19 protein-coding genes are annotated in these 16759 nt (G+C 59.9%); 8 read left to right on the plus strand and 11 right to left on the minus strand.

Translation table 11 applies throughout. The annotated features are described in order from the left end of the window. Nucleotides 1-37 precede the first annotated feature (37 nt). Nucleotides 38-2341 carry a hypothetical protein gene (locus F617_RS0108940; protein ID WP_019565094.1) on the plus strand — a complete coding sequence of 768 codons (2304 nt, stop codon included), beginning with the start codon at nucleotides 38-40 and terminating at the stop codon, nucleotides 2339-2341. Nucleotides 2342-2592: 251 nt separating this feature from the next. Here F617_RS0108940 and rpoH read toward each other — a convergent pair whose 3' ends face one another. From rpoH to F617_RS0108960, 4 genes are all read right to left on the minus strand, one after another. Continuing rightward, complete coding sequence (gene rpoH / locus F617_RS0108945; RefSeq protein ID WP_003491840.1) at nucleotides 2593-3495, minus strand: RNA polymerase sigma factor RpoH; 903 nt, start codon at nucleotides 3493-3495, stop codon at nucleotides 2593-2595. Nucleotides 3496-3660: 165 nt separating this feature from the next. Beyond that, nucleotides 3661-4485, minus strand: a complete 825-nt coding sequence (locus tag F617_RS0108950; RefSeq protein ID WP_013636738.1) for a class I SAM-dependent methyltransferase — start codon at nucleotides 4483-4485, stop codon at nucleotides 3661-3663. Between the two features lie 33 nt (nucleotides 4486-4518). Continuing rightward, a complete protein-coding gene (locus tag F617_RS0108955; RefSeq protein WP_019565095.1) occupies nucleotides 4519-4767 on the minus strand; it encodes a hypothetical protein in 249 nt (82 codons plus the stop codon). Nucleotides 4768-4769: 2 nt separating this feature from the next. Continuing rightward, the gene (locus F617_RS0108960; protein WP_003513979.1) at nucleotides 4770-5792 is read right to left on the minus strand and encodes an RluA family pseudouridine synthase; all 1023 of its coding nucleotides are present in this window, start codon (nucleotides 5790-5792) and stop codon (nucleotides 4770-4772) included. A 38-nt stretch (nucleotides 5793-5830) separates the two neighbouring features. On the opposite strand from F617_RS0108960, the gene F617_RS0108965 reads away from it, so the two are divergent. Together F617_RS0108965 and F617_RS0108970 are read left to right on the plus strand one after the other, a co-directional pair. Then, nucleotides 5831-6223 (plus strand): hypothetical protein, encoded by a 393-nt coding sequence (locus F617_RS0108965; RefSeq protein ID WP_003513978.1) that lies wholly within the window; start codon nucleotides 5831-5833, stop codon nucleotides 6221-6223. Next, a complete protein-coding gene (locus tag F617_RS0108970) occupies nucleotides 6213-7085 on the plus strand; it encodes an RNA methyltransferase (RefSeq protein WP_019565096.1) in 873 nt (290 codons plus the stop codon). The genes F617_RS0108965 and F617_RS0108970 overlap by 11 nt, the downstream gene beginning before the upstream one ends. Before the next feature lie 84 nt (nucleotides 7086-7169). Here the strand turns inward: F617_RS0108970 and F617_RS0108975 are convergent, their stop codons facing one another. Both F617_RS0108975 and F617_RS0108980 read right to left on the minus strand, forming a co-directional pair. After that, nucleotides 7170-8369 carry a hypothetical protein gene (locus F617_RS0108975; protein ID WP_019565097.1) on the minus strand — a complete coding sequence of 400 codons (1200 nt, stop codon included), beginning with the start codon at nucleotides 8367-8369 and terminating at the stop codon, nucleotides 7170-7172. Nucleotides 8370-8512: 143 nt separating this feature from the next. Next, entirely contained in the window at nucleotides 8513-9109 is a 597-nt protein-coding gene (locus F617_RS0108980; protein WP_019565098.1) for an EipA family protein, read from the minus strand. Nucleotides 9110-9359: 250 nt separating this feature from the next. Between F617_RS0108980 and chpT the strand changes: the two genes are divergently transcribed. The 3 genes from chpT (at nucleotide 9360) to F617_RS0108995 (ending at nucleotide 11790) form a co-directional block, all read left to right on the plus strand. Further along, complete coding sequence (chpT, locus tag F617_RS0108985) at nucleotides 9360-10007, plus strand: histidine phosphotransferase ChpT (RefSeq protein ID WP_003513974.1); 648 nt, start codon at nucleotides 9360-9362, stop codon at nucleotides 10005-10007. Between the two features lie 86 nt (nucleotides 10008-10093). Beyond that, nucleotides 10094-10621 carry a GNAT family N-acetyltransferase gene (locus F617_RS0108990; RefSeq protein ID WP_019565099.1) on the plus strand — a complete coding sequence of 176 codons (528 nt, stop codon included), beginning with the start codon at nucleotides 10094-10096 and terminating at the stop codon, nucleotides 10619-10621. 122 nt (nucleotides 10622-10743) lie between these two features. After that, a complete protein-coding gene (locus F617_RS0108995; RefSeq protein WP_019565100.1) occupies nucleotides 10744-11790 on the plus strand; it encodes an alpha/beta fold hydrolase in 1047 nt (348 codons plus the stop codon). A gap of 50 nt (nucleotides 11791-11840) precedes the next feature. On the opposite strand, the gene F617_RS0109000 is transcribed toward F617_RS0108995, so the two are convergent. Then, nucleotides 11841-12356 (minus strand): GNAT family N-acetyltransferase, encoded by a 516-nt coding sequence (locus F617_RS0109000; RefSeq protein WP_019565101.1) that lies wholly within the window; start codon nucleotides 12354-12356, stop codon nucleotides 11841-11843. Nucleotides 12357-12438: 82 nt separating this feature from the next. After that, complete coding sequence (gene ctrA, locus F617_RS0109005) at nucleotides 12439-13143, minus strand: response regulator transcription factor CtrA (protein ID WP_003491823.1); 705 nt, start codon at nucleotides 13141-13143, stop codon at nucleotides 12439-12441. Between the two features lie 481 nt (nucleotides 13144-13624). Between ctrA and F617_RS0109010 the strand changes: the two genes are divergently transcribed. Continuing rightward, nucleotides 13625-13975, plus strand: coding sequence for a flagellar export protein FliJ (locus tag F617_RS0109010; protein WP_013636730.1), 351 nt, complete (start codon nucleotides 13625-13627; stop codon nucleotides 13973-13975). A gap of 312 nt (nucleotides 13976-14287) precedes the next feature. Continuing rightward, entirely contained in the window at nucleotides 14288-14491 is a 204-nt protein-coding gene (locus F617_RS0109015; protein ID WP_003513967.1) for a DUF1059 domain-containing protein, read from the plus strand. 209 nt (nucleotides 14492-14700) lie between these two features. Here F617_RS0109015 and F617_RS0109020 read toward each other — a convergent pair whose 3' ends face one another. The 3 genes from F617_RS0109020 to F617_RS0109030 all read right to left on the minus strand — a co-directional run bounded on the left by F617_RS0109020 (nucleotide 14701) and on the right by F617_RS0109030 (nucleotide 16713). Beyond that, nucleotides 14701-14982 carry a GNAT family N-acetyltransferase gene (locus tag F617_RS0109020; RefSeq protein ID WP_026330753.1) on the minus strand — a complete coding sequence of 94 codons (282 nt, stop codon included), beginning with the start codon at nucleotides 14980-14982 and terminating at the stop codon, nucleotides 14701-14703. A gap of 220 nt (nucleotides 14983-15202) precedes the next feature. After that, nucleotides 15203-15478, minus strand: coding sequence for a DUF1153 domain-containing protein (locus F617_RS0109025; protein WP_003513963.1), 276 nt, complete (start codon nucleotides 15476-15478; stop codon nucleotides 15203-15205). 191 nt (nucleotides 15479-15669) lie between these two features. After that, the gene (locus F617_RS0109030; protein ID WP_019565103.1) at nucleotides 15670-16713 is read right to left on the minus strand and encodes a DUF2793 domain-containing protein; all 1044 of its coding nucleotides are present in this window, start codon (nucleotides 16711-16713) and stop codon (nucleotides 15670-15672) included. Nucleotides 16714-16759: the final 46 nt, after the last annotated feature.

Genomic DNA, 16759 nt, shown 5'->3' on the forward strand with positions numbered 1-16759 from the left:
GGGCCGGTACGTCGCCGGTCACGACGAGAAAGTGCTTATGGCGGATTTTGTAGCAGTCATTCGCAAGGCCGTGGATGGCTTGGCGAACAATACTCCCGAAAACCGGGCGAAGGTTTACGACAAGGCGCGCAGTGCGGTTGTGCGCCAGCTCGAGAATATGAAGCCACGTCCGCCGGAAGAATTGTTGCGCCGGCAGATCGCCAAGCTGGACGCCGCCATAGCCGAGGTGGACAGTGAATATGCCGAGGCCTTGCCGGCACTGGAGGAGGATGATGCTTTCTCCCCCGTGGCGGAAGAGGCGGATGCTGTCTATCATCCGCAGGACGTTGCCGAAGAGCCTGCCGTTCATGCCGCCGAGCGGTACGAGCCGGTGGAGGAAGAGCCTGCTCCGCTTGTGCCCGCACATTCGGAGCCGGTTTATCCTGTCCAGCCAGAGCCGGTTTATGAAGAACCGGCCCGCGAAGAGGAGCCTCTCCCCGAGGAACCCGTCGCCGCTTTAATCCCGCATGAGGAGCAGCATTACGGCGCGCGTGAGCCGGAGGAGCTTTACGACGCACCCGAACCGGCCCGTGTCGCGCCGGTTCATGAAGCCGGTCCTCACGAGGAAGCCGGTACCTATTTCACCCGCGCGCATGAAGAGCCGGCCTATCAGCCGGAGGACGAGCGCGTTGATGATGTCGCGCCTGAAGTGGCGGCCCCCCATGCCGATGATTCCGTGCCGCCCCATTGGGCGCAGCCGGTTGACGAGGATGACTGGCGCAAGCTCGAAGAAGCGCAGGACGAGGATGTTCGCCCGGCTGCCGAGGCCGAAGTGCGCCACGAGAGGGACGACCATTCCGCCGTCGCCGGTTATTCCGCGCAGCACTATCAGGCCCCGGATGTCAGCTTCGAGCCTGAGCGGCGCGACGGGAACGAGCATACCGGTTACCGCGCTGCTGCCGATCACGATCCGATTTTTGGCGGGCACGACGATTTTTCCGAACCCCGGCAGACCGAAGACACGGCCCCGAAAAAGGCTGCCGTCGTCGAGGACTTCTCGTCCTATTTCGAGGACACGGATCTCGCGATCCCGCCGAAGGCCACGCCTGCGTTGCCGCGCGCCGATAACGATCCCTTCGATGACCGTGCGTCCAAGGACAACAAGGAGCGCACGCCCTGGGACGATCTGGACGAGCTGATCGGTTATGACGGCGCATCATCTTCCAGCCGGGCAACGACGAACGAAATGCCCGCTCTCGGTGCTGGTGCCGCGACGCCCGCTTACATGGTCAAGAAGAAGCCGCGCCGGAATTATGCCTCGCTGGTACTTGCGCTTGTGGGCGCCGGGCTTCTTGCCGGTGGTGGTTATGCGCTCTGGTTGAACCGTGATGCGCTGAACGACATGGTCGGCGGCCTGGTGCAATCGGCACAGAAGGATGGCGGCACCCAGACGCCTCCAGCCAATACGGCGCAAACGCCGACATCCACACCGCCAGCTGCCCAGCAGCCGCCCGCCAGCGGGCAGCAGCCGACGACAAGCCCCACCAACCATCAGGCGCAGCCGCATGCCGATGACGGGTCCGTCACCGGCACGAAGTTCACCCAGCGGCTTCTGGCCGACGGGACCGAGCGCGACGAGGGGCCGGCGCCGGGCGCCAATGGCCAGCCCGTCACGGCGGAGGGCCAGTCGGTCTATGAGCAGAATGTTGCGCCGCCGCCTGCAGGCGAGGCTCCGGCCAATACGGCTGCGGGTACTCCGGCTGGTACGCCGCCGGCACAGCCGCCTGCTGCGGCCGCTGCCGCCACGGGCGACCGCATGTTCCTCTACGAGGAAGTGCTGGGCCAGACGGTTCCGACCGCCATTCAGGGCAGCGTTTCCTGGTCCTTGCAGCAGGAAAACGACAATGAGGGTCGTCCGTCCGCAACGGTGCAGGGCCAGATCACGGTTCCTGGCCGTGGCCTCAGCGCGCTCATCACCTTCAAGCGCAACACCGATCCTTCGCTTCCGGCAAGCCATCTGATCGAGATCGTCTTCTCGGTTTCGCCCGGTTTCGAAGGCGGCGCGATCGACAGCGTCCAGCGTATCGCGATGAAGAGCACGGAGCAGGATCGTGGTAATGCCCTGATCGCGGTTCCGGCAAAGATCACCGACGATTTCCACATGATCGCGCTTAACGACTTCCCGGATGCGATGAAGACCAATCTGGAGCTATTGAAGAGCCGCAACTGGATCGACATCCCGGTTTCCTACCGCAACGGCCGCCGTGCGCTTCTGACCTTGCAAAAGGGCAATGACGGCATCGCCGCCTTCGACACGGCGCTACGCGAATGGGCGGCTGCAAAGCCCGCGACCGGTCAGTGATTGGTGGGGGATCGGCTAAAGCCGGTCCCCTCATTTCTTCCTTATGTCTTGCAAATAAAAAGCCCGCAGATCTCGCGATCTGCGGGCTTAGAAATTTACTGGCAAAGAATCTCACTCTCTCGTCACGCCGGACACCAAGGGGAGTGAGATGGGATGGCAGTCGAGCCAATTACTCCGTAGTCATCCTCGGGACAGGCCCGAGTATGACGTGGCCGATCAGTTCAGCCCCACTCTCTTAAAAAGACCGAGCCTTACGCATCCACCACGCGCAGCGCGCGGGCGGCTTCGAGGGCTTCCTTCTGCACCGCTTCCTGAACCTTCTCGAAGGCGCGAACCTCGATCTGGCGCACGCGTTCGCGGCTGATATCGAACTCGGATGAGAGTTCTTCCAGCGTTACCGGGTCTTCGGCAAGGCGGCGGGCCTCGAAGATGCGGCGTTCACGATCGTTCAGCACGCCCATGGCCTTGGCCAGCATGCGGCGGCGGGTTTCCAGCTCGTCCTGCTCGATCAGCACGGCTTCCTGGCTTTCATGGTCGTCCACCAGCCAGTCCTGCCATTGGCCGGATTCGCCTTCGGATGCCTTGATAGGCGCATTCAGCGATGCGTCGCCATGCAGGCGGCGGTTCATCGAGATCACTTCTTCCTCGGAAACCTGCAGCTTGGTGGCGATTTCCTTGACGTGTTCCGGCTTCAGATCGCCATCGTCGATCGCCTGGATACGGCCTTTCAGCCGGCGCAGGTTGAAGAACAGGCGTTTCTGGTTGGCAGTCGTACCCATCTTCACCAGCGACCACGAACGCAGGATATATTCCTGGATCGAAGCCTTGATCCACCACATGGCGTAGGTGGCGAGACGGAAACCGCGTTCCGGATCAAACTTCTTCACCGCCTGCATCAGGCCGACATTGCCTTCGGACACGACTTCGCCAATCGGCAGGCCGTAACCGCGGTAACCCATGGCAATCTTGGCAACAAGGCGCAGGTGGCTGGTGACGAGCTTGTGAGCGGCGTCGCGGTCGCCATGCTCGGCGTAACGCTTGCCAAGCATGTACTCTTCCTGCGGCTCCAGCATCGGGAATTTACGGATTTCGTCGAGATATCTATTGAGACCGGCTTCGCCGGCCGTAATTGTAGGCAAACTATTGCGGGCCATAAAGCACCCCCTTATCTATGGTCTGGAACGGCACCCTCATCGATTGGCGATTACTCGCCCAAGGCACACCGCTAGTGGCGGGTCGTTACCGACCCCGCACGAACCCATGTAACAAATATGTATGCACCCGCCGCGTTTCAAGCGAACACAGCGTTCACACATGCGTTATGTCCCGGCGACACCTTCTTTGACCTGTTTAACTTTCGAACGGTAAATTCGTTCCGAAAAACCACCGAGACCGGAGCGCACCATCAACTCATACATGACCCGCCGGCGGGTGGGGTTGTGCAGGCGAACGACCCGGGAGCCGAGAAACTCCGTTTCGACATGATCGAGTGTCTGCAAGTCGGGGCCAGAGGCAATCGCGTCCGCGTAGACAGCGTGAAATTCCCGGCGGCAGACATAGGTCTTGTATTTCGTCATGGCGAAGCAGGCGAGGCTGTGGCCGTGGGTGCGCAGAAAATCGGCGACGCCAACGGTCACTTCCGGCCATGCGGGGTTGAAGGTATCGTCGAAGACGATGACGCCGTGCGGGGCGATCACCTCCAGCGCCAGTTTCGCGTCCGCCAGCACATGGTGCAGGTGGTGCCCGCCGTCGATGCTGAAGAACCTGACGGGACCAGTCCGCGACGTAATATCGGTGGGTGCGAGCCGGGTGCTGTCGCCCTTGATGATCAAGTCCTCATCCATCGCAAAACCCAACCGCCTGCCGTTTTCCATCAGGCGGTCATATTGGTCGAGGCTTCCGTCCGAGGGTGGGTCGAGTTCGAACAGGTCGACGCCCAGAACCTTTTCCTGCGGCTGTGCGAATTTGCGCAGCAGAAAATAGGAGCGGCCATAATAGACGCCGATCTCCGCCATGCCGCCCTTCAGGCCGTCCCTTGTCTGCGCCTGCAGCAGCGCCTTGAAGACAAGCGCGTCGGGTGGGTCGATATAGCCTTCGACGCTTCGTAATTCCTGAAAGATAAACTGGCGTTCATCGGTGTTCATGCGCGATAGATCCCGTCGTCATGCCGGTTCCGTTCAGCTCTGCGGATAAAACGGCGTTCCTTGCAACGTCTGTCTTTCGGCAAGCCCGAGGTCCGGCCACGGCATTCGCGGTGACGATTTCAAGCTTTCCGGGGTTCGAAGAGGTGCGACGATTGAAGCGGAATTGGGGCGGTCTACAAGAAAGACCATGTGGGGAATATCGCTATCCGCTAATCTCTTTTTATTTTCCGTGGCTTCCGGCAAGATGCACGGCGTGGTTTTTTTGACCTCGCCGTGCGGCATTTTCAGCTCCGCAGGGCGATGAGCAGTTCTTCCATATCATCAGGCATGTCTGTTTCGAATTCCATCACCTCGCCGGTGCGGGGGTGTTCGAAGGCCAGGAGATAGGCATGCAGCGCCTGTCGCGGAAAGCGGTTGACGGTGCTTCTTGCCGGTTCCTCAAGCAGGTTCGCCTTGGTGCGGAAGGCAGCGCCATATTCGGGGTCGCCGATCAGCGGATGGCCGATATGGGCCATGTGCACGCGGATCTGATGGGTGCGGCCGGTTTCCAGGCGGCACTCCACCATCGAGGCGAGGCAGGACGCATCCGCCTTTTCATGGAAACGTTCCATAACCTCGTAATGGGTGATCGCCTCGCGGGCATCGTCCGTGTCCTCGCGCTTGACGGCGCGTTTGGTGCGGTCGGCGCCGCGGCCTAGTGCGGCGTCAATGGTGCCGCGCAGCGTGCGCGGTCGGCCCCAGACGACGGCCTTGTAGGCGCGTTCCAGCGGGCCGGTGCGGCCGTGATCGGCAAATTGCGCGGCGAGATGGCGGTGTGCATTGTCGTTTTTCGCCACGACCATGACGCCGGAGGTTTCCTTGTCCAGCCGATGCACGATGCCGGGGCGCTTCACGCCGCCAATGCCGGAGAGGCTGTCGCCGCAATGATAGATGAGGGCGTTGACCAGCGTTCCGGTCCAGTTGCCGGCGCCGGGATGCACGACGAGACCGGCGGGTTTGACGAGCACGATCAGGTCGTCGTCCTCATATTCCACATCGAGCGGGATATCCTCGCCCTTGGGTTCGGGGTCTTCCGGCTCCGGCATGACGATCTCGACGCGGTCGTGCGGGTGCACCTTCTTTTTCGGCTCGGTCACCGGCGTGCCGTTCAATAAAACGGCACCCTGCTCGATCAGGGCTTTCAGGCGGCTGCGCGACAGATCGCCGCCAACTTCGCCCGCCAGCCACACATCGATGCGGCCTTCGGCGTCTTCGCCGGCAATCAGGACTTTCCTTGCGTCTCCGCCTTGTTTAAAGGGGTCGTTCATTCTTATTTTTCCGATCAATCAGCATTCTAGGGAACCCGATGACGCACATCGAGCAAGACGAACAGGAAGACAAGCCGCTTGATCCGGCCATGGATAAAGTTCGCCGCAAGATGATCCGTTTGCAGATCGTGTCGGGCTCCGTGATGTTCATCAGCCTTATGGCTGTGTTCGGCGCGGTTGTCTACAAGGCGGTAGGACCATCGAAAACCGTTGTAACGCAGAGCGTACCGCAAAATCTGGCGGTTCCCACCGGCAACGGACCGCTTGCCGTGACCGCCAGCCTGCCGCAGGGCTTTACAATCGACAATGTCAGCTATTCCGGCGGTGACATGCTGTTTTACGGCAAGCTTGCCAACGGCACTCGCAAGGCGCTGGTCTTCAACGTCGCGGCCGGCCGGTTTCTCGCCGATGTGACGGTCGATGCCCAGTGAGGATATTGATCCGGCGGGCGCGCATGCGCTTCCGGACGGTCGGGCTCTGATCCCGGTCGAAGACCCGGCCGATCCGCGCATTGCCGCCTTTCGCGATATTCGCGAGCGTGATCTCACCGGTCGCCAGGGCCGTTTCATCGCGGAAGGCACGGTTGTGTTGCGCATGTTGGCCGCCGCCCACAAGGCGGGTGGTGCCTTTGCGGCGGAAAGCATTCTCATCCTCAAGAACCGGCTTTCCGGCGTCGCGGATATCCTTGCCGATTTTCCGCCCGATGTGCCGGTCTATGTGGCGGAAGCGCCGGTGCTGGATGGCATTGTCGGTTTTCACCTGCATCGCGGCATTCTGGCGCTCGGCCGCCGGGTGCGTGACATTACGCTGGACGGGTTGACGGACGCGCTTCCCGCCTCGTCGCTGGTGCTGGTGGGCTGCGGCATTTCCAACCACGACAATTTGGGTGCGATGTTCCGCAACGCCGCGGCCTTTTATGCCGATGCGGTGTTTCTGGACGAGACTTCATGCGATCCGCTCTATCGCAAGGCGCTCCGGGTGTCCGTCGGTTCCGTTCTCTCGGTTCCCTATCATCGCGGCGGTGGTGCGGTGCAGATGCTGGAGCGGCTTTCGCAGGCCGGTTTTGCGATCTGGAGCCTTTCGCCGAATGGCGAGACCGAGATTCGCGATATTCCACGTTCGGAGCGCATGGCGCTGGTCATCGGCACGGAAGGCGAGGGGTTGCCGCAATCGGTACTGTCTCGGTTCCATACCGCCCGGATTGCGCAGTCGCCGCAATTGGACAGTTTGAATGCGGGGACGGCTTCGGGGCTGGCGCTTTATCAGATGGCGGGGGCGATAGGGCGGGTTTAGGTTTACCCTTTGCGCGTGGGGCTTACCCCCCTCTGCCCTGCCGGGCATAAGGGGGTGAGCCGCATACGCAAAGGCGTAGAGGTATCAACCCTTCCGCTTCTCCATCAACACACTCGCCCGCTTCGCAAGGCTCTCACGGCCGGTCGAGGCGGCGGCTTTCGCAAGCAGCCCCGGGATCGGCGATTTCTCGCCCTCCTGCGCTGCGGTGAGCGCGATCATCTGGGCGGCGATGCGGGCGATTTCGCGACGGATCGGTTCGTCGTTGCCGGTGCCGCGCACATTCAGCAGGCGTTCGGTGAGTGCCGTTCCCTGATTGCGGATATCCTCGATCTCCTGCTCCAGACCTTCCGGCGGCGGCACTGCCGGTTCGAGGGCGGTTGAGACCGGTGGAATGTCTGCCGCGACCACGGGCGCGATTTCGGGCAGGACGGGCGCCTTCTGCGGCTGGCTTGCGGTTTCCCCGTTCAGTACGGCGGGGTTGGGCAGACGAATGATCATGTCGTCGGCGCGGCCGCCGGTTGCGGCAAGCTGTTCCTTCAGGCGGGCAACCTCCTGATTGCGCAGGGTCAGCATGGTGTCGAGATCGGCATTTTTTGCCATGACACTGGCGATCTGTTCTTCCAGCCGGGTGACCTTGCGGCTTTCGCGCGCAACCGCCGTCATGGCCTCCTTGTTGCGGGCAGCGACATCCTGCAATTCGCGGGTCGCCGTTTCGCCCTCCTTGCGGAAACGCGAGGCGGTCTGTTTTGCCTGCTCGGCCTCCAGATCGCGGGTGGCGGCGAGGATTTTCGAATCATCCAGCTCGCGGGTCAGATTGGTGAGGCGAGCGGTGATCTCAGACATCTGGCCGGCACGCGCATTTGCGGCCTGTTCCTGCTCCAGAAGGTTTGCCTGTATTGCGCTCGCGCGTTCCTCGCTGGCGTCGAGGGCGCCTCGCAATTCGCCGATTTCCAGCGTCAATTCCTCGATTTTCAGCAAAAGGCCGCGGTTCTGCTCGCCGAGGCGATAGGCGTCGCTGGATGCTGCCTCGTTGGCGAGGCGGAGCGAGGTGTTCTTTTCCCGTTCGGTGTCCAGTTCCTGACGAACCTTGGCGTTTTCGGCGGCATATAGCGCGCGTGCCATATCCTTCTGGGCGCGAACTTCCTGGGGGCTGATGGGCATTGTCGCGCGCAGCCGGTTTTCCGTATAGGCAACGATGCGGCGATGGATCGCGGGCGCGATCAGCAAGGCCAGCAGGGTTGCGGTGAGAAAACCCAATCCGAAAAGAATGGCATATTCAATCACGCGAGACAGTCTCCGAAACTCAGATACGCGCGCATTCGGAAAGAGGAGCGCGAGAGCACGTTACGCTATTATTGCAACCGTTGGGAGGGGTATCGCCAAGGCAATTGCGCGGGGAGCCGCAAGAGTGCCTCCCCATCTCAGCGTCAGAAGGGGTTCCAGGTCGGTTCCTGGGTAAGCTTCAGGTAGCCGACATTGATGCCGAGGCGCGCGCCGATGCCGGTGCGAATGGGTGCCAGCGTGACATCGCTGCTTTTCAGATAAGTCATGCCGACGCCGGCGACGATGAAGGCGGAGCCGCTGACGCCGCCGTAACGGCGATAAAGCGAATCGACCGAAGGCAGGTTGTAGACCAGCATCATGGCGCGGGTGCCCTGGCCGCCGTAATCGAGGCCGAGCGACGGGCCTTGCCAGAAGACGGGATGCTGGCCGGCATTCTTGGTATAAAGCGTGCCTTCGCCATAGGTGAGGCCCGCGACGAAAGCGCCGGAGCCTTCCTGCCCCAGAATATAACCGTTCGGAAGACCGTATTGCTGGAAGGCGCGTTCCACCACCTTGGCGAGGCCGCCGGTGGTTTCACCGAAGAATCCGTGGCCTGCATCCACGACTTCCTGAAAAGAATATTGATCGCTGTTCTGGGCCGAGGCCGGTGCGACCCACATCAAAAGGCTGGCAAGGAGCGCAAAAATCTTTCCCAGTCCGAGGCGTGCAATGGTGCGGGTTTTCGTAAGGCGCATCGTCATGTCCGTCCGTCTGTTCGTTGGTGCATCAGCCCGAAAATCCGAATCGATTTTCGGCAGGGCCCATGCGAAGATTCAAAGTTCCAGAGCATCCTTTATACGTCCGAACGGACGCAGGGCGCTCCAGGGTGGCCTGTTAAGGCATTTGGCATTTTGAAACCATCCTATTAACAATCGGTTTACCAAATATGGTGTCATTATGGCTTAACAATTTCCACACCGTCCGCGCCTCCCTTGCGCAGGAGAGAATTTTATGACGAGCAAACTCAATATCACGCTGTCCGGTCCCGATCTGGCAGCTCTTCTGTGCAGTCGTGTGTGCCATGACGTGATCTCTCCTGTCGGCGCCATCAATAACGGCCTCGAATTGCTGGACGAGGGCGGCACCGATGACGATGCGCTGGATCTCATCCGCACATCAGCTCTTAACGCTTCCGTGCGGCTGAAGTTCGCCCGCCTTGCTTTCGGCGCGTCCGGCTCCGCTGGCGCTTCGATCGATACCGGCGAGGCTGAAAAAGCCGCCAAGGATTTCGCTGCCGCCGAAAAGAAGGCCGAAGTGACCTGGAACGGCCCACGCGCCATCGTCGCGAAAAATCGTGTCAAACTTTTGCTCAACCTCTTTCTCGTGTCCTACAGCGCGATCCCGCGCGGTGGTAATGTGGATGTGGTGCTGGAAGATCCGGAGGGTGACGCCAAATTCGAAATCACCGTCAAGGGCAAGATGATGCGCATTCCGGCCAAATTCGCCGAGATCTACGAAGGCAGGCTGGAAGAGGCGGTCGACGCCCATTCCGTGCAGCCCTATTACACGCTGCTTCTGGCGGAGGAGGCCGATATGGCCGTGGAATACAAGGTGCATGAGGATCGCATCGTGTTTACCGCAAAGACGGTTGCCGCGTGATCGTTCAGTTGCAGAGGTAGTTTTGCGAAAGGGCCGGGTAGCGTTTTCCGACGCGCCGGCCTTTTTTGCTTTTGGGGAAGAGGTTCATGACACGTCTGACAACCGCGCGCCTCGTCCTGCGGCCGCACGTCATCAAGGATGAAGCGCTTTATTGTGCGTTCTGGAGCGCGGATGTCCGGCCCATCGAAGGGGTCACATCGATTACGCCGCTGGACCCCGAAATCGCCTTTGCCCGTCTTTTGCGCTTCATCGGCCATTGGTCGGTCTTCGGCTTCGGTCCCTTTGTCGTGGAGGAGGCAAGCTCCGGGCGTATCGTCGGCGAGGTGGGCTTTGCCCATATGCGCCGTGGAAACGGCACCGATTTCGATGGCGTGCCAGAAGCGATGTGGAAAATCGATGCTGATCTGAACGGCAAGGGCGTCGCGACCGAGGCGGTGGCGGCGGCAACAGGGTGGTTTGATCGCAGCGGAATTTCGCAGCGGACCGTCTGCATGATTGATCCACTCAACACCCCCTCGCTCGTCATCGCCGCCCGTTTCGGCTTCCGCCTGTTTCGCGATTCGACATTCCGGGGCAATCCCATCCGGCTTTTCGAGCGGGTGGTGGGGGTTTAGTACTGCGCATTCCCACCGTGCCGTCTCAATCGCGTTTCAGGGCGTCCTGAAACCTGTTCGAGGTCTCGGACGGTGCCGGTTTGAACCAAGGGTTGATCCAAGATCAATTTTTGGAGCTTCACATGCGCTATTTTCTTGTGGTTGCCATCGCCATCCTCTTCACCGCTGCGCCCGTGATGGCGGAGAACGCCATTGGTTTCAGACAGCTGGAATTGCCCGATGATTCGGGCACGCGAACGCTGAACCTGTCATTGTGGTATCCGTCCGCACCATCGGGAAAAACTGAGACAGTGGGCGAAAACGCTGCCTTTTATGGTCTCGAGGTTCAAGCTGATGCGTCGTTTCTGGCCGGTTCCCGTCCTCTGGTGTTGCTGTCACACGGATTTGGCGGAAGCTGGCGCAATCTGAACTGGATCGCCGGTGAGCTTGTTCAGCAGGGTTATATCGTGGTCGCGCCGGATCACGCGGGCGAATCATTCACTGAAGAGACTGCGATGGAGATCGTGCCGTTATGGGAACGCCCGCGCGACATCAGCCGAACGTTGACGGCGTTGCTCGATAACGATCAACTCGCTGGAAAAATCGACAGGGCACGCATCGCGGTCATCGGCCATTCTCTCGGAGGCTGGACCGCTATGGAGCTGACTGGCGCCCGCTACAGCGCCGATCTCGCTCTAAAAGACTGCAATGCGGAGAAGGTTCTGCCGCAATGCAAGGCACCACGGTTGCTGGCCAAGGTCGGAATCGTTAACGGTGGCAAGGCCGATCCATGCCTTTCGATGGATTTGCGCGATGCTCGCATCCGCGCGGTGATTGCGCTCGACGCTGGCCCGGCTGCCGGTTTCCTGCCGGAAACGCTGAAACGTGTCGATGTACCGGTTCTGGTTCTGGCCGCCGGTGTGGAAACGCCCGAGATTGCCGCCATCAAGGCTGATTCGGAATATATCGCCCGCAATCTGCCAAAGGCGACCACGGTTTACCGCGAAATACCGGATGCCAGCCATTTCAGCTTCATGCAGACATGCAAGCCAAACGGCGAAAAAATCGTCGAGGAGCTTTCACCGGGGGAAGGTTTCGTCTGCCGTGACGGCGGTGGCAGGGACCGCCTGGCAATCCACCGGCAGATCGCGGAGGCGATTGTCGGCTTCCTGAACGTGGAAATGCATTAAGACAGGTGTTCGGAACGTCTCGATGAACCGTTGCGCGACGTCCCGATCCTTCAGGTCACTTTTTGCGGATGATACCGATAGGCAAGGTCTTCGGGATCAGACCGTGGTGCCAATGGGTCGATAACACCGCCGAGGCGCTGTGCAACTGCTGCGGATTTGCTGTTGCGCGGCGAGACATAGCTGACCAGCGTCTGCAATTTCAGGGTCTCGAATGCCCAGTCGCGCAGTGCAGAGGCCGCTTCCGCAGCATAACCGTGGCCTTCCTGGCCGCCATAAAGCAGCCAGCCCAGTTCCTTTTCGGGGAATAGCGGGCCGTGATTGATGCCGACCTGGCCGATACATTGCCCAGTTTCGCCAAGTTCGATCATCAGCGCCCCGTGGCCGAAAAAATGCCAGTTGGCGAGATCGTGACAAAAAACGCCCCAGGTTGACGGCAGGTCATATGGTCCGCCGACGCCGATGGAGCGGGTTGACGCCATAAAGTCTCTATAGGCGGGGAAATCCGCCATGATCTGCGGGCGCAAAATCAGGCGTTCCGTTCTGAGGGTGGGGATAGAATGGTCCATGGCACTATCCAATCATGAAATCGCAACAAAAAACCCGCTGTCGCCAGCGGGTCTTTTGAAAACTGCCATATCCTGAAGGGGATCAGGCGGTTTCGAGAAATTCCGTGGCTCCATCAGGCTCGCGCAGGACATAACCGCGGCCCCAGACGGTTTCGATGTAGTTTGCGCCGCCTGCGGCATTTGCGAGCTTCTTGCGCAGCTTGCAGATGAAGACGTCGATGATCTTCAGTTCCGGTTCGTCCATGCCGCCATAAAGGTGGTTCAGGAACATTTCCTTGGTCAGCGTCGTGCCCTTGCGCAGCGAAAGCAGCTCAAGCATCTGATATTCCTTGCCGGTCAGGTGAACGCGCTGGCCGCCCACTTCAACCGTCTTGGCATCGAGATTGACGATCAGCTCGCCGGTGGAGATGACCGATTGCGCATGGCCCTTGGAACGGCGGACGATTGCGTGAATACGGGCAACAAGCTCGTCCTTGTGGAACGGCTTCGTCATGTAGTCGTCTGCGCCGAAGCCGAGACCACGAACCTTGTCCTCGATACCGGCCATGCCGGAGAGGATGAGGATGGGTGTCTTGACCTTGGAAAGGCGCAAGGTTCTCAAGACCTCGTAACCCGACATGTCGGGCAGGTTGAGATCGAGAAGAATAATGTCGTAATCGTAGAGTTTACCGAGGTCCACGCCTTCCTCGCCGAGGTCGGTCGTGTAGACGTTAAAACTTTCCGACTTGAGCATCAGTTCGATGCTCTGCGCGGTTGCGCTGTCGTCTTCAATAAGTAGAACCCGCATAATTATCCCCTTTGCCGCCCGCAGATTGGTAAATCATTGCCTCGCGCGATGCGGATCCAGACGTTGCCTGATTTGCAGGCTGCCACCAAATGGTTAACAAATTCTAATTGCCTTTGGCAAGGTGTATCGAATTTATTAAGCAAAGTTGGCATTTCGCTGTTTTTGCACGTGAATCCACCATCGCCAAAATTGAAGCTTAACGTGAGGATATCTCGCTAAGTGATTCAATCGACTCTTACATCGTCGGGCCCGTTTTTTTGGACCTGGCATTTACCGACCCTTAAATGATCGTGTTTATCATTAACGATGCCCGTAAACGAAAGGTTAACGGCGGCGTTTTTTTATTAACGCCGGGTAACTTTTGGGAATCATTCCGGCACAACGGGTTAACCGGGCCGGTTGAGCGGGCGGGTTAAACGGGCCGATCGAGGGGGCATAGTGCCTTTTTGATCCGGGTCTCGCTATCCATGGAGTATTGCGTATGAAGTCGCGTGACAGCCTGGTTCGCCTGAAAGAATTTCAGGTTAACGAAAAACGCCGGCAACTTAGCCAGTTGCAGCAGATGATGTCCGAGTTTGAGCGGATGGCAAAGGAACTGGTGCATCAGATATCGCTGGAAGAGAGCAAGTCCGGCATTACCGATCCGACCCACTTCGCATATCCGACCTTCGCCAAGGCCGCGCGTCAGCGTGCGGACAATCTTCAGGTCTCGATCCGGGAGCTGAAGACCCAGCAGGAAGCCGCAGAGGCTTCTCTGGAAGAGGTGCAGGCCGAATATGAAAAGGCGGCGGCACTGGAAAACCGCGACGGAGCGATCCGCGCCCGCGCCTAGGTATTGGCGCAAGATCATATAAGGATCGTCCTCATTGACGGCTGCCGGTGGATCAGGAGGCGGCTTTCAATGACCGGATGCCCATGCTTTTTTCTGGAAGGCCGCCTCTCGTTGGCGGCCTTTTGCTTTGGTGCACCGCAGCGCCTTGCCCGGCTGGTTTCTTGCGGGGCAGGGATGGAGGGAATCCCTGCGTTTTCGATTGTCCGGGGCCAGGGAAAGGCGTAATTTGGTGAAGTTCCGACCAAGAGCCGGAGGCTTGTCCCACGCGCGCCCTGCGCGGACGCGGGTGGGCCAGAAGCGGGGAGGAAACAAATGGCCCGCCAATATATCGATTGCCGCGAATTCCCGAGCGACAGCAAATGCTCGATCGCTATCTCAGCCGATACGCCGGAGGAGCTCATGGAAGCGGCGGTTCAACATGCCGTGGCAGTGCATGGCGCCGAGGATACGCCGGAATTTCGGGCCGAAGTTCGAAGGAGCATACATGCAGGAACACCGCCGCTGAAGGTGGCGTGATTGCTGGCAGCCTGAAAATTATCCGTCGACATGCCGGGCCTGATCCGGCATCCAGCCGACGCGCGTCTGCGCGGCGGAAGATTCCCTTAAGCTCAAGGATTTGAGCTGGCTGGACCCCGGCTCCTGGCCGGGGTGACGGAGCGTGTGGGCTCCGCTTTCGCTAAAAAACAAACTTGAGGTTTGTCCCAAGCCTCAGCCCGTCTGGCTAGTTACCCCTTGATAACATCTGCCCAGTCAGGGTGGCGTAGCGTCTGAGCCTTGAAGAAAGGGCAGAGCGGAATGATTTTCCAGCCGCCCTTGCGAGCTTCATCGATCGCGTGGGCCGCGAGCGCCTGGCCGACACCCTTGCCCCGCAGTGCATCGGGCACGCCGGTATGGTCGATGATGATGAGGGAAGGGGAGGTGCGCGAATAGGTCATCTCGGCCTTGTGGCCGTCGATGGTTGCCGAATATTCGCCGCGCGATCCGGTTTCGCTTGTCTTGATATCCATGATCTCTGCCTTCGCATTGCTTTTCGTTTTTTCCACTGTAACGGCCTGCGCCTGAATTGAAACAGCGGGATAGCGAACGCAGTGGACACAAACCGGTGAGAGTCACCGGCTGTGTCTGGCAATTTTCAGGGGAAATCCAAAATCAAACCGAAAGCCCCGTCGATGCGACGGGGCGTTTTGGAAGTTCGGTTTGGGCGCGTTGCCGCGCCGGCGCACTGGTTTAGTGGCGATATTGCTGAATGCGCGTGGTGCGCAGGCCGGCAAGGCCATGATCGGCAATCGACGACTGCCAAGACAGGAATTCTTCGACGGTGAGCGTGTAACGCTCGCAGGCTTCCTCAAGGCTCAGCAGTCCTCCGCGCACGGCGGCGACGACCTCTGCCTTTCTGCGAATAACCCATCGACGGGTATTTGACGGCGGAAGATCCGCAATCGTCAGAGGGCTGCCATCGGGGCCGATGACATATTTAACTCGTGGGCGTATCATTTCGGTCATTGGACACTCTATACAAACTCAAGACCATATGACGGGAACTTTAGCCCCGTACCTTTAAAAATTGCCTAAGCAGTTCGTGACAATTTATTAAGAATTTGAACGGTTTCGCCCGATCTGTTCGAGTCGCCTTATTTTGTCGGGAAAAAATTTTTCCAAAAATCGTGTTTTTTATCGTCCATCGGTTGTTTTCCTCACAGCGCCGCAAGCGAAAGGCACGTTTTCCCGCTGCCGTGGGCGAATTCCGCGGTTCCCTCATGCAACAGCCGCAGGCGATCGCCGGCATTGAGGGGCAGGATAAGGGTCGTCGACTGCGAGGTGCCGGCATTGGAGGCGTTGCCCGCTACAGTGAGGCCGCCAGCCGCGCCGTTGACGGCAAGCAAAACCCGGTGCCCGGATGAGGACACCACGGCAAGCGACAGGGTGGCCAGATAGAGACCTTTCACGGGAACGACGAGTTCCCTTCCGCCGTCTGTGCCGACCGCGTCGCCGAGAACGAAACCACCCTCATCGATGAAGAGCATTGAAAACCCCGAAGCCGAGCCGTTGGCCGGCCTCGTCGTGCCCGAAGGCAGGCTGGCCAGAACCACGGGCCGGTTCGGCATCGTGACCCTGCCGTCGCCGCTGCATAAAAGGGCCGTTTGCCAGGAAATGCCGTCGGCGCTGGTCTTGATCGAAAAACCGTCATTGCCTGCAAGGCCCATTTCCGCCCGGCCGCTCCAGCCGGACTGGAACAGCAGCGAGGCGGTATCGGCCTTTGCCGCCTTGTTGATCGCCATGCGGTGGTCGCCGTTCTCTTCTGTGTGGGTGAAGAGGCTGGCGGGGGCGGCAAGCGCCAGAAGGTTGGTGGTATCGGCCTGTGTGCCAATGCCAAGCCTTTCGAGGGTCGCCGCGGCAGGCAGCGGCACGTCCCGCCATGCGCTGTCCCGTAGGACGCGATGTTTACCCTCGCTGGCAAACCATGCCGTCCAGCCGGGTTGCGGCGCTATCAGCAGCCATGCACCGTCCTGCCGGAAGGCAAGCTTCCCGCCCTTGCCCGCCCAGTCGCCAGCGGCGTCAAGCGAGAGCAGGAAGCAGTCTCCCTCCGGCGCATTGTCGGGCGGGGCGGCGACCACGTCCTTGACGACCAGCTGGACGATCGCGTCCAGCCGCTGCAGCGCCTCATTGTGGGTGACGTGTTTCTGTGCCTGCGAGGGCAGGATATAAGGAAGTCTAAGTCTCGCCGTCTGTTCAGTCATGATGTCTCTTCCGCGCTCCGTGGCTGTTCGCCGGCGATTGTGATGC

It is taken from the genome of Agrobacterium sp. 10MFCol1.1 (assembly GCF_000381165.1).
GTDB classification, from domain to species: domain Bacteria; phylum Pseudomonadota; class Alphaproteobacteria; order Rhizobiales; family Rhizobiaceae; genus Agrobacterium; species Agrobacterium tumefaciens.

Coding starts and splice junctions, on each gene's coding strand:
- F617_RS0108940 (WP_019565094.1), top strand. CDS start 38: ATGGCGGATTTTGTAGCAGTCATTCGCAAGGCCGTGGATGGCTTGGCG.
- rpoH (WP_003491840.1), bottom strand. CDS start 3,495: ATGGCCCGCAATAGTTTGCCTACAATTACGGCCGGCGAAGCCGGTCTC.
- F617_RS0108950 (WP_013636738.1), bottom strand. CDS start 4,485: ATGAACACCGATGAACGCCAGTTTATCTTTCAGGAATTACGAAGCGTC.
- F617_RS0108955 (WP_019565095.1), bottom strand. CDS start 4,767: ATGCCGCACGGCGAGGTCAAAAAAACCACGCCGTGCATCTTGCCGGAA.
- F617_RS0108960 (WP_003513979.1), bottom strand. CDS start 5,792: ATGAACGACCCCTTTAAACAAGGCGGAGACGCAAGGAAAGTCCTGATT.
- F617_RS0108965 (WP_003513978.1), top strand. CDS start 5,831: ATGACGCACATCGAGCAAGACGAACAGGAAGACAAGCCGCTTGATCCG.
- F617_RS0108970 (WP_019565096.1), top strand. CDS start 6,213: ATGCCCAGTGAGGATATTGATCCGGCGGGCGCGCATGCGCTTCCGGAC.
- F617_RS0108980 (WP_019565098.1), bottom strand. CDS start 9,109: ATGACGATGCGCCTTACGAAAACCCGCACCATTGCACGCCTCGGACTG.
- chpT (WP_003513974.1), top strand. CDS start 9,360: ATGACGAGCAAACTCAATATCACGCTGTCCGGTCCCGATCTGGCAGCT.
- F617_RS0108990 (WP_019565099.1), top strand. CDS start 10,094: ATGACACGTCTGACAACCGCGCGCCTCGTCCTGCGGCCGCACGTCATC.
- F617_RS0108995 (WP_019565100.1), top strand. CDS start 10,744: ATGCGCTATTTTCTTGTGGTTGCCATCGCCATCCTCTTCACCGCTGCG.
- F617_RS0109000 (WP_019565101.1), bottom strand. CDS start 12,356: ATGGACCATTCTATCCCCACCCTCAGAACGGAACGCCTGATTTTGCGC.
- ctrA (WP_003491823.1), bottom strand. CDS start 13,143: ATGCGGGTTCTACTTATTGAAGACGACAGCGCAACCGCGCAGAGCATC.
- F617_RS0109010 (WP_013636730.1), top strand. CDS start 13,625: ATGAAGTCGCGTGACAGCCTGGTTCGCCTGAAAGAATTTCAGGTTAAC.
- F617_RS0109015 (WP_003513967.1), top strand. CDS start 14,288: ATGGCCCGCCAATATATCGATTGCCGCGAATTCCCGAGCGACAGCAAA.
- F617_RS0109020 (WP_026330753.1), bottom strand. CDS start 14,982: ATGGATATCAAGACAAGCGAAACCGGATCGCGCGGCGAATATTCGGCA.
- F617_RS0109025 (WP_003513963.1), bottom strand. CDS start 15,478: ATGACCGAAATGATACGCCCACGAGTTAAATATGTCATCGGCCCCGAT.
- F617_RS0109030 (WP_019565103.1), bottom strand. CDS start 16,713: ATGACTGAACAGACGGCGAGACTTAGACTTCCTTATATCCTGCCCTCG.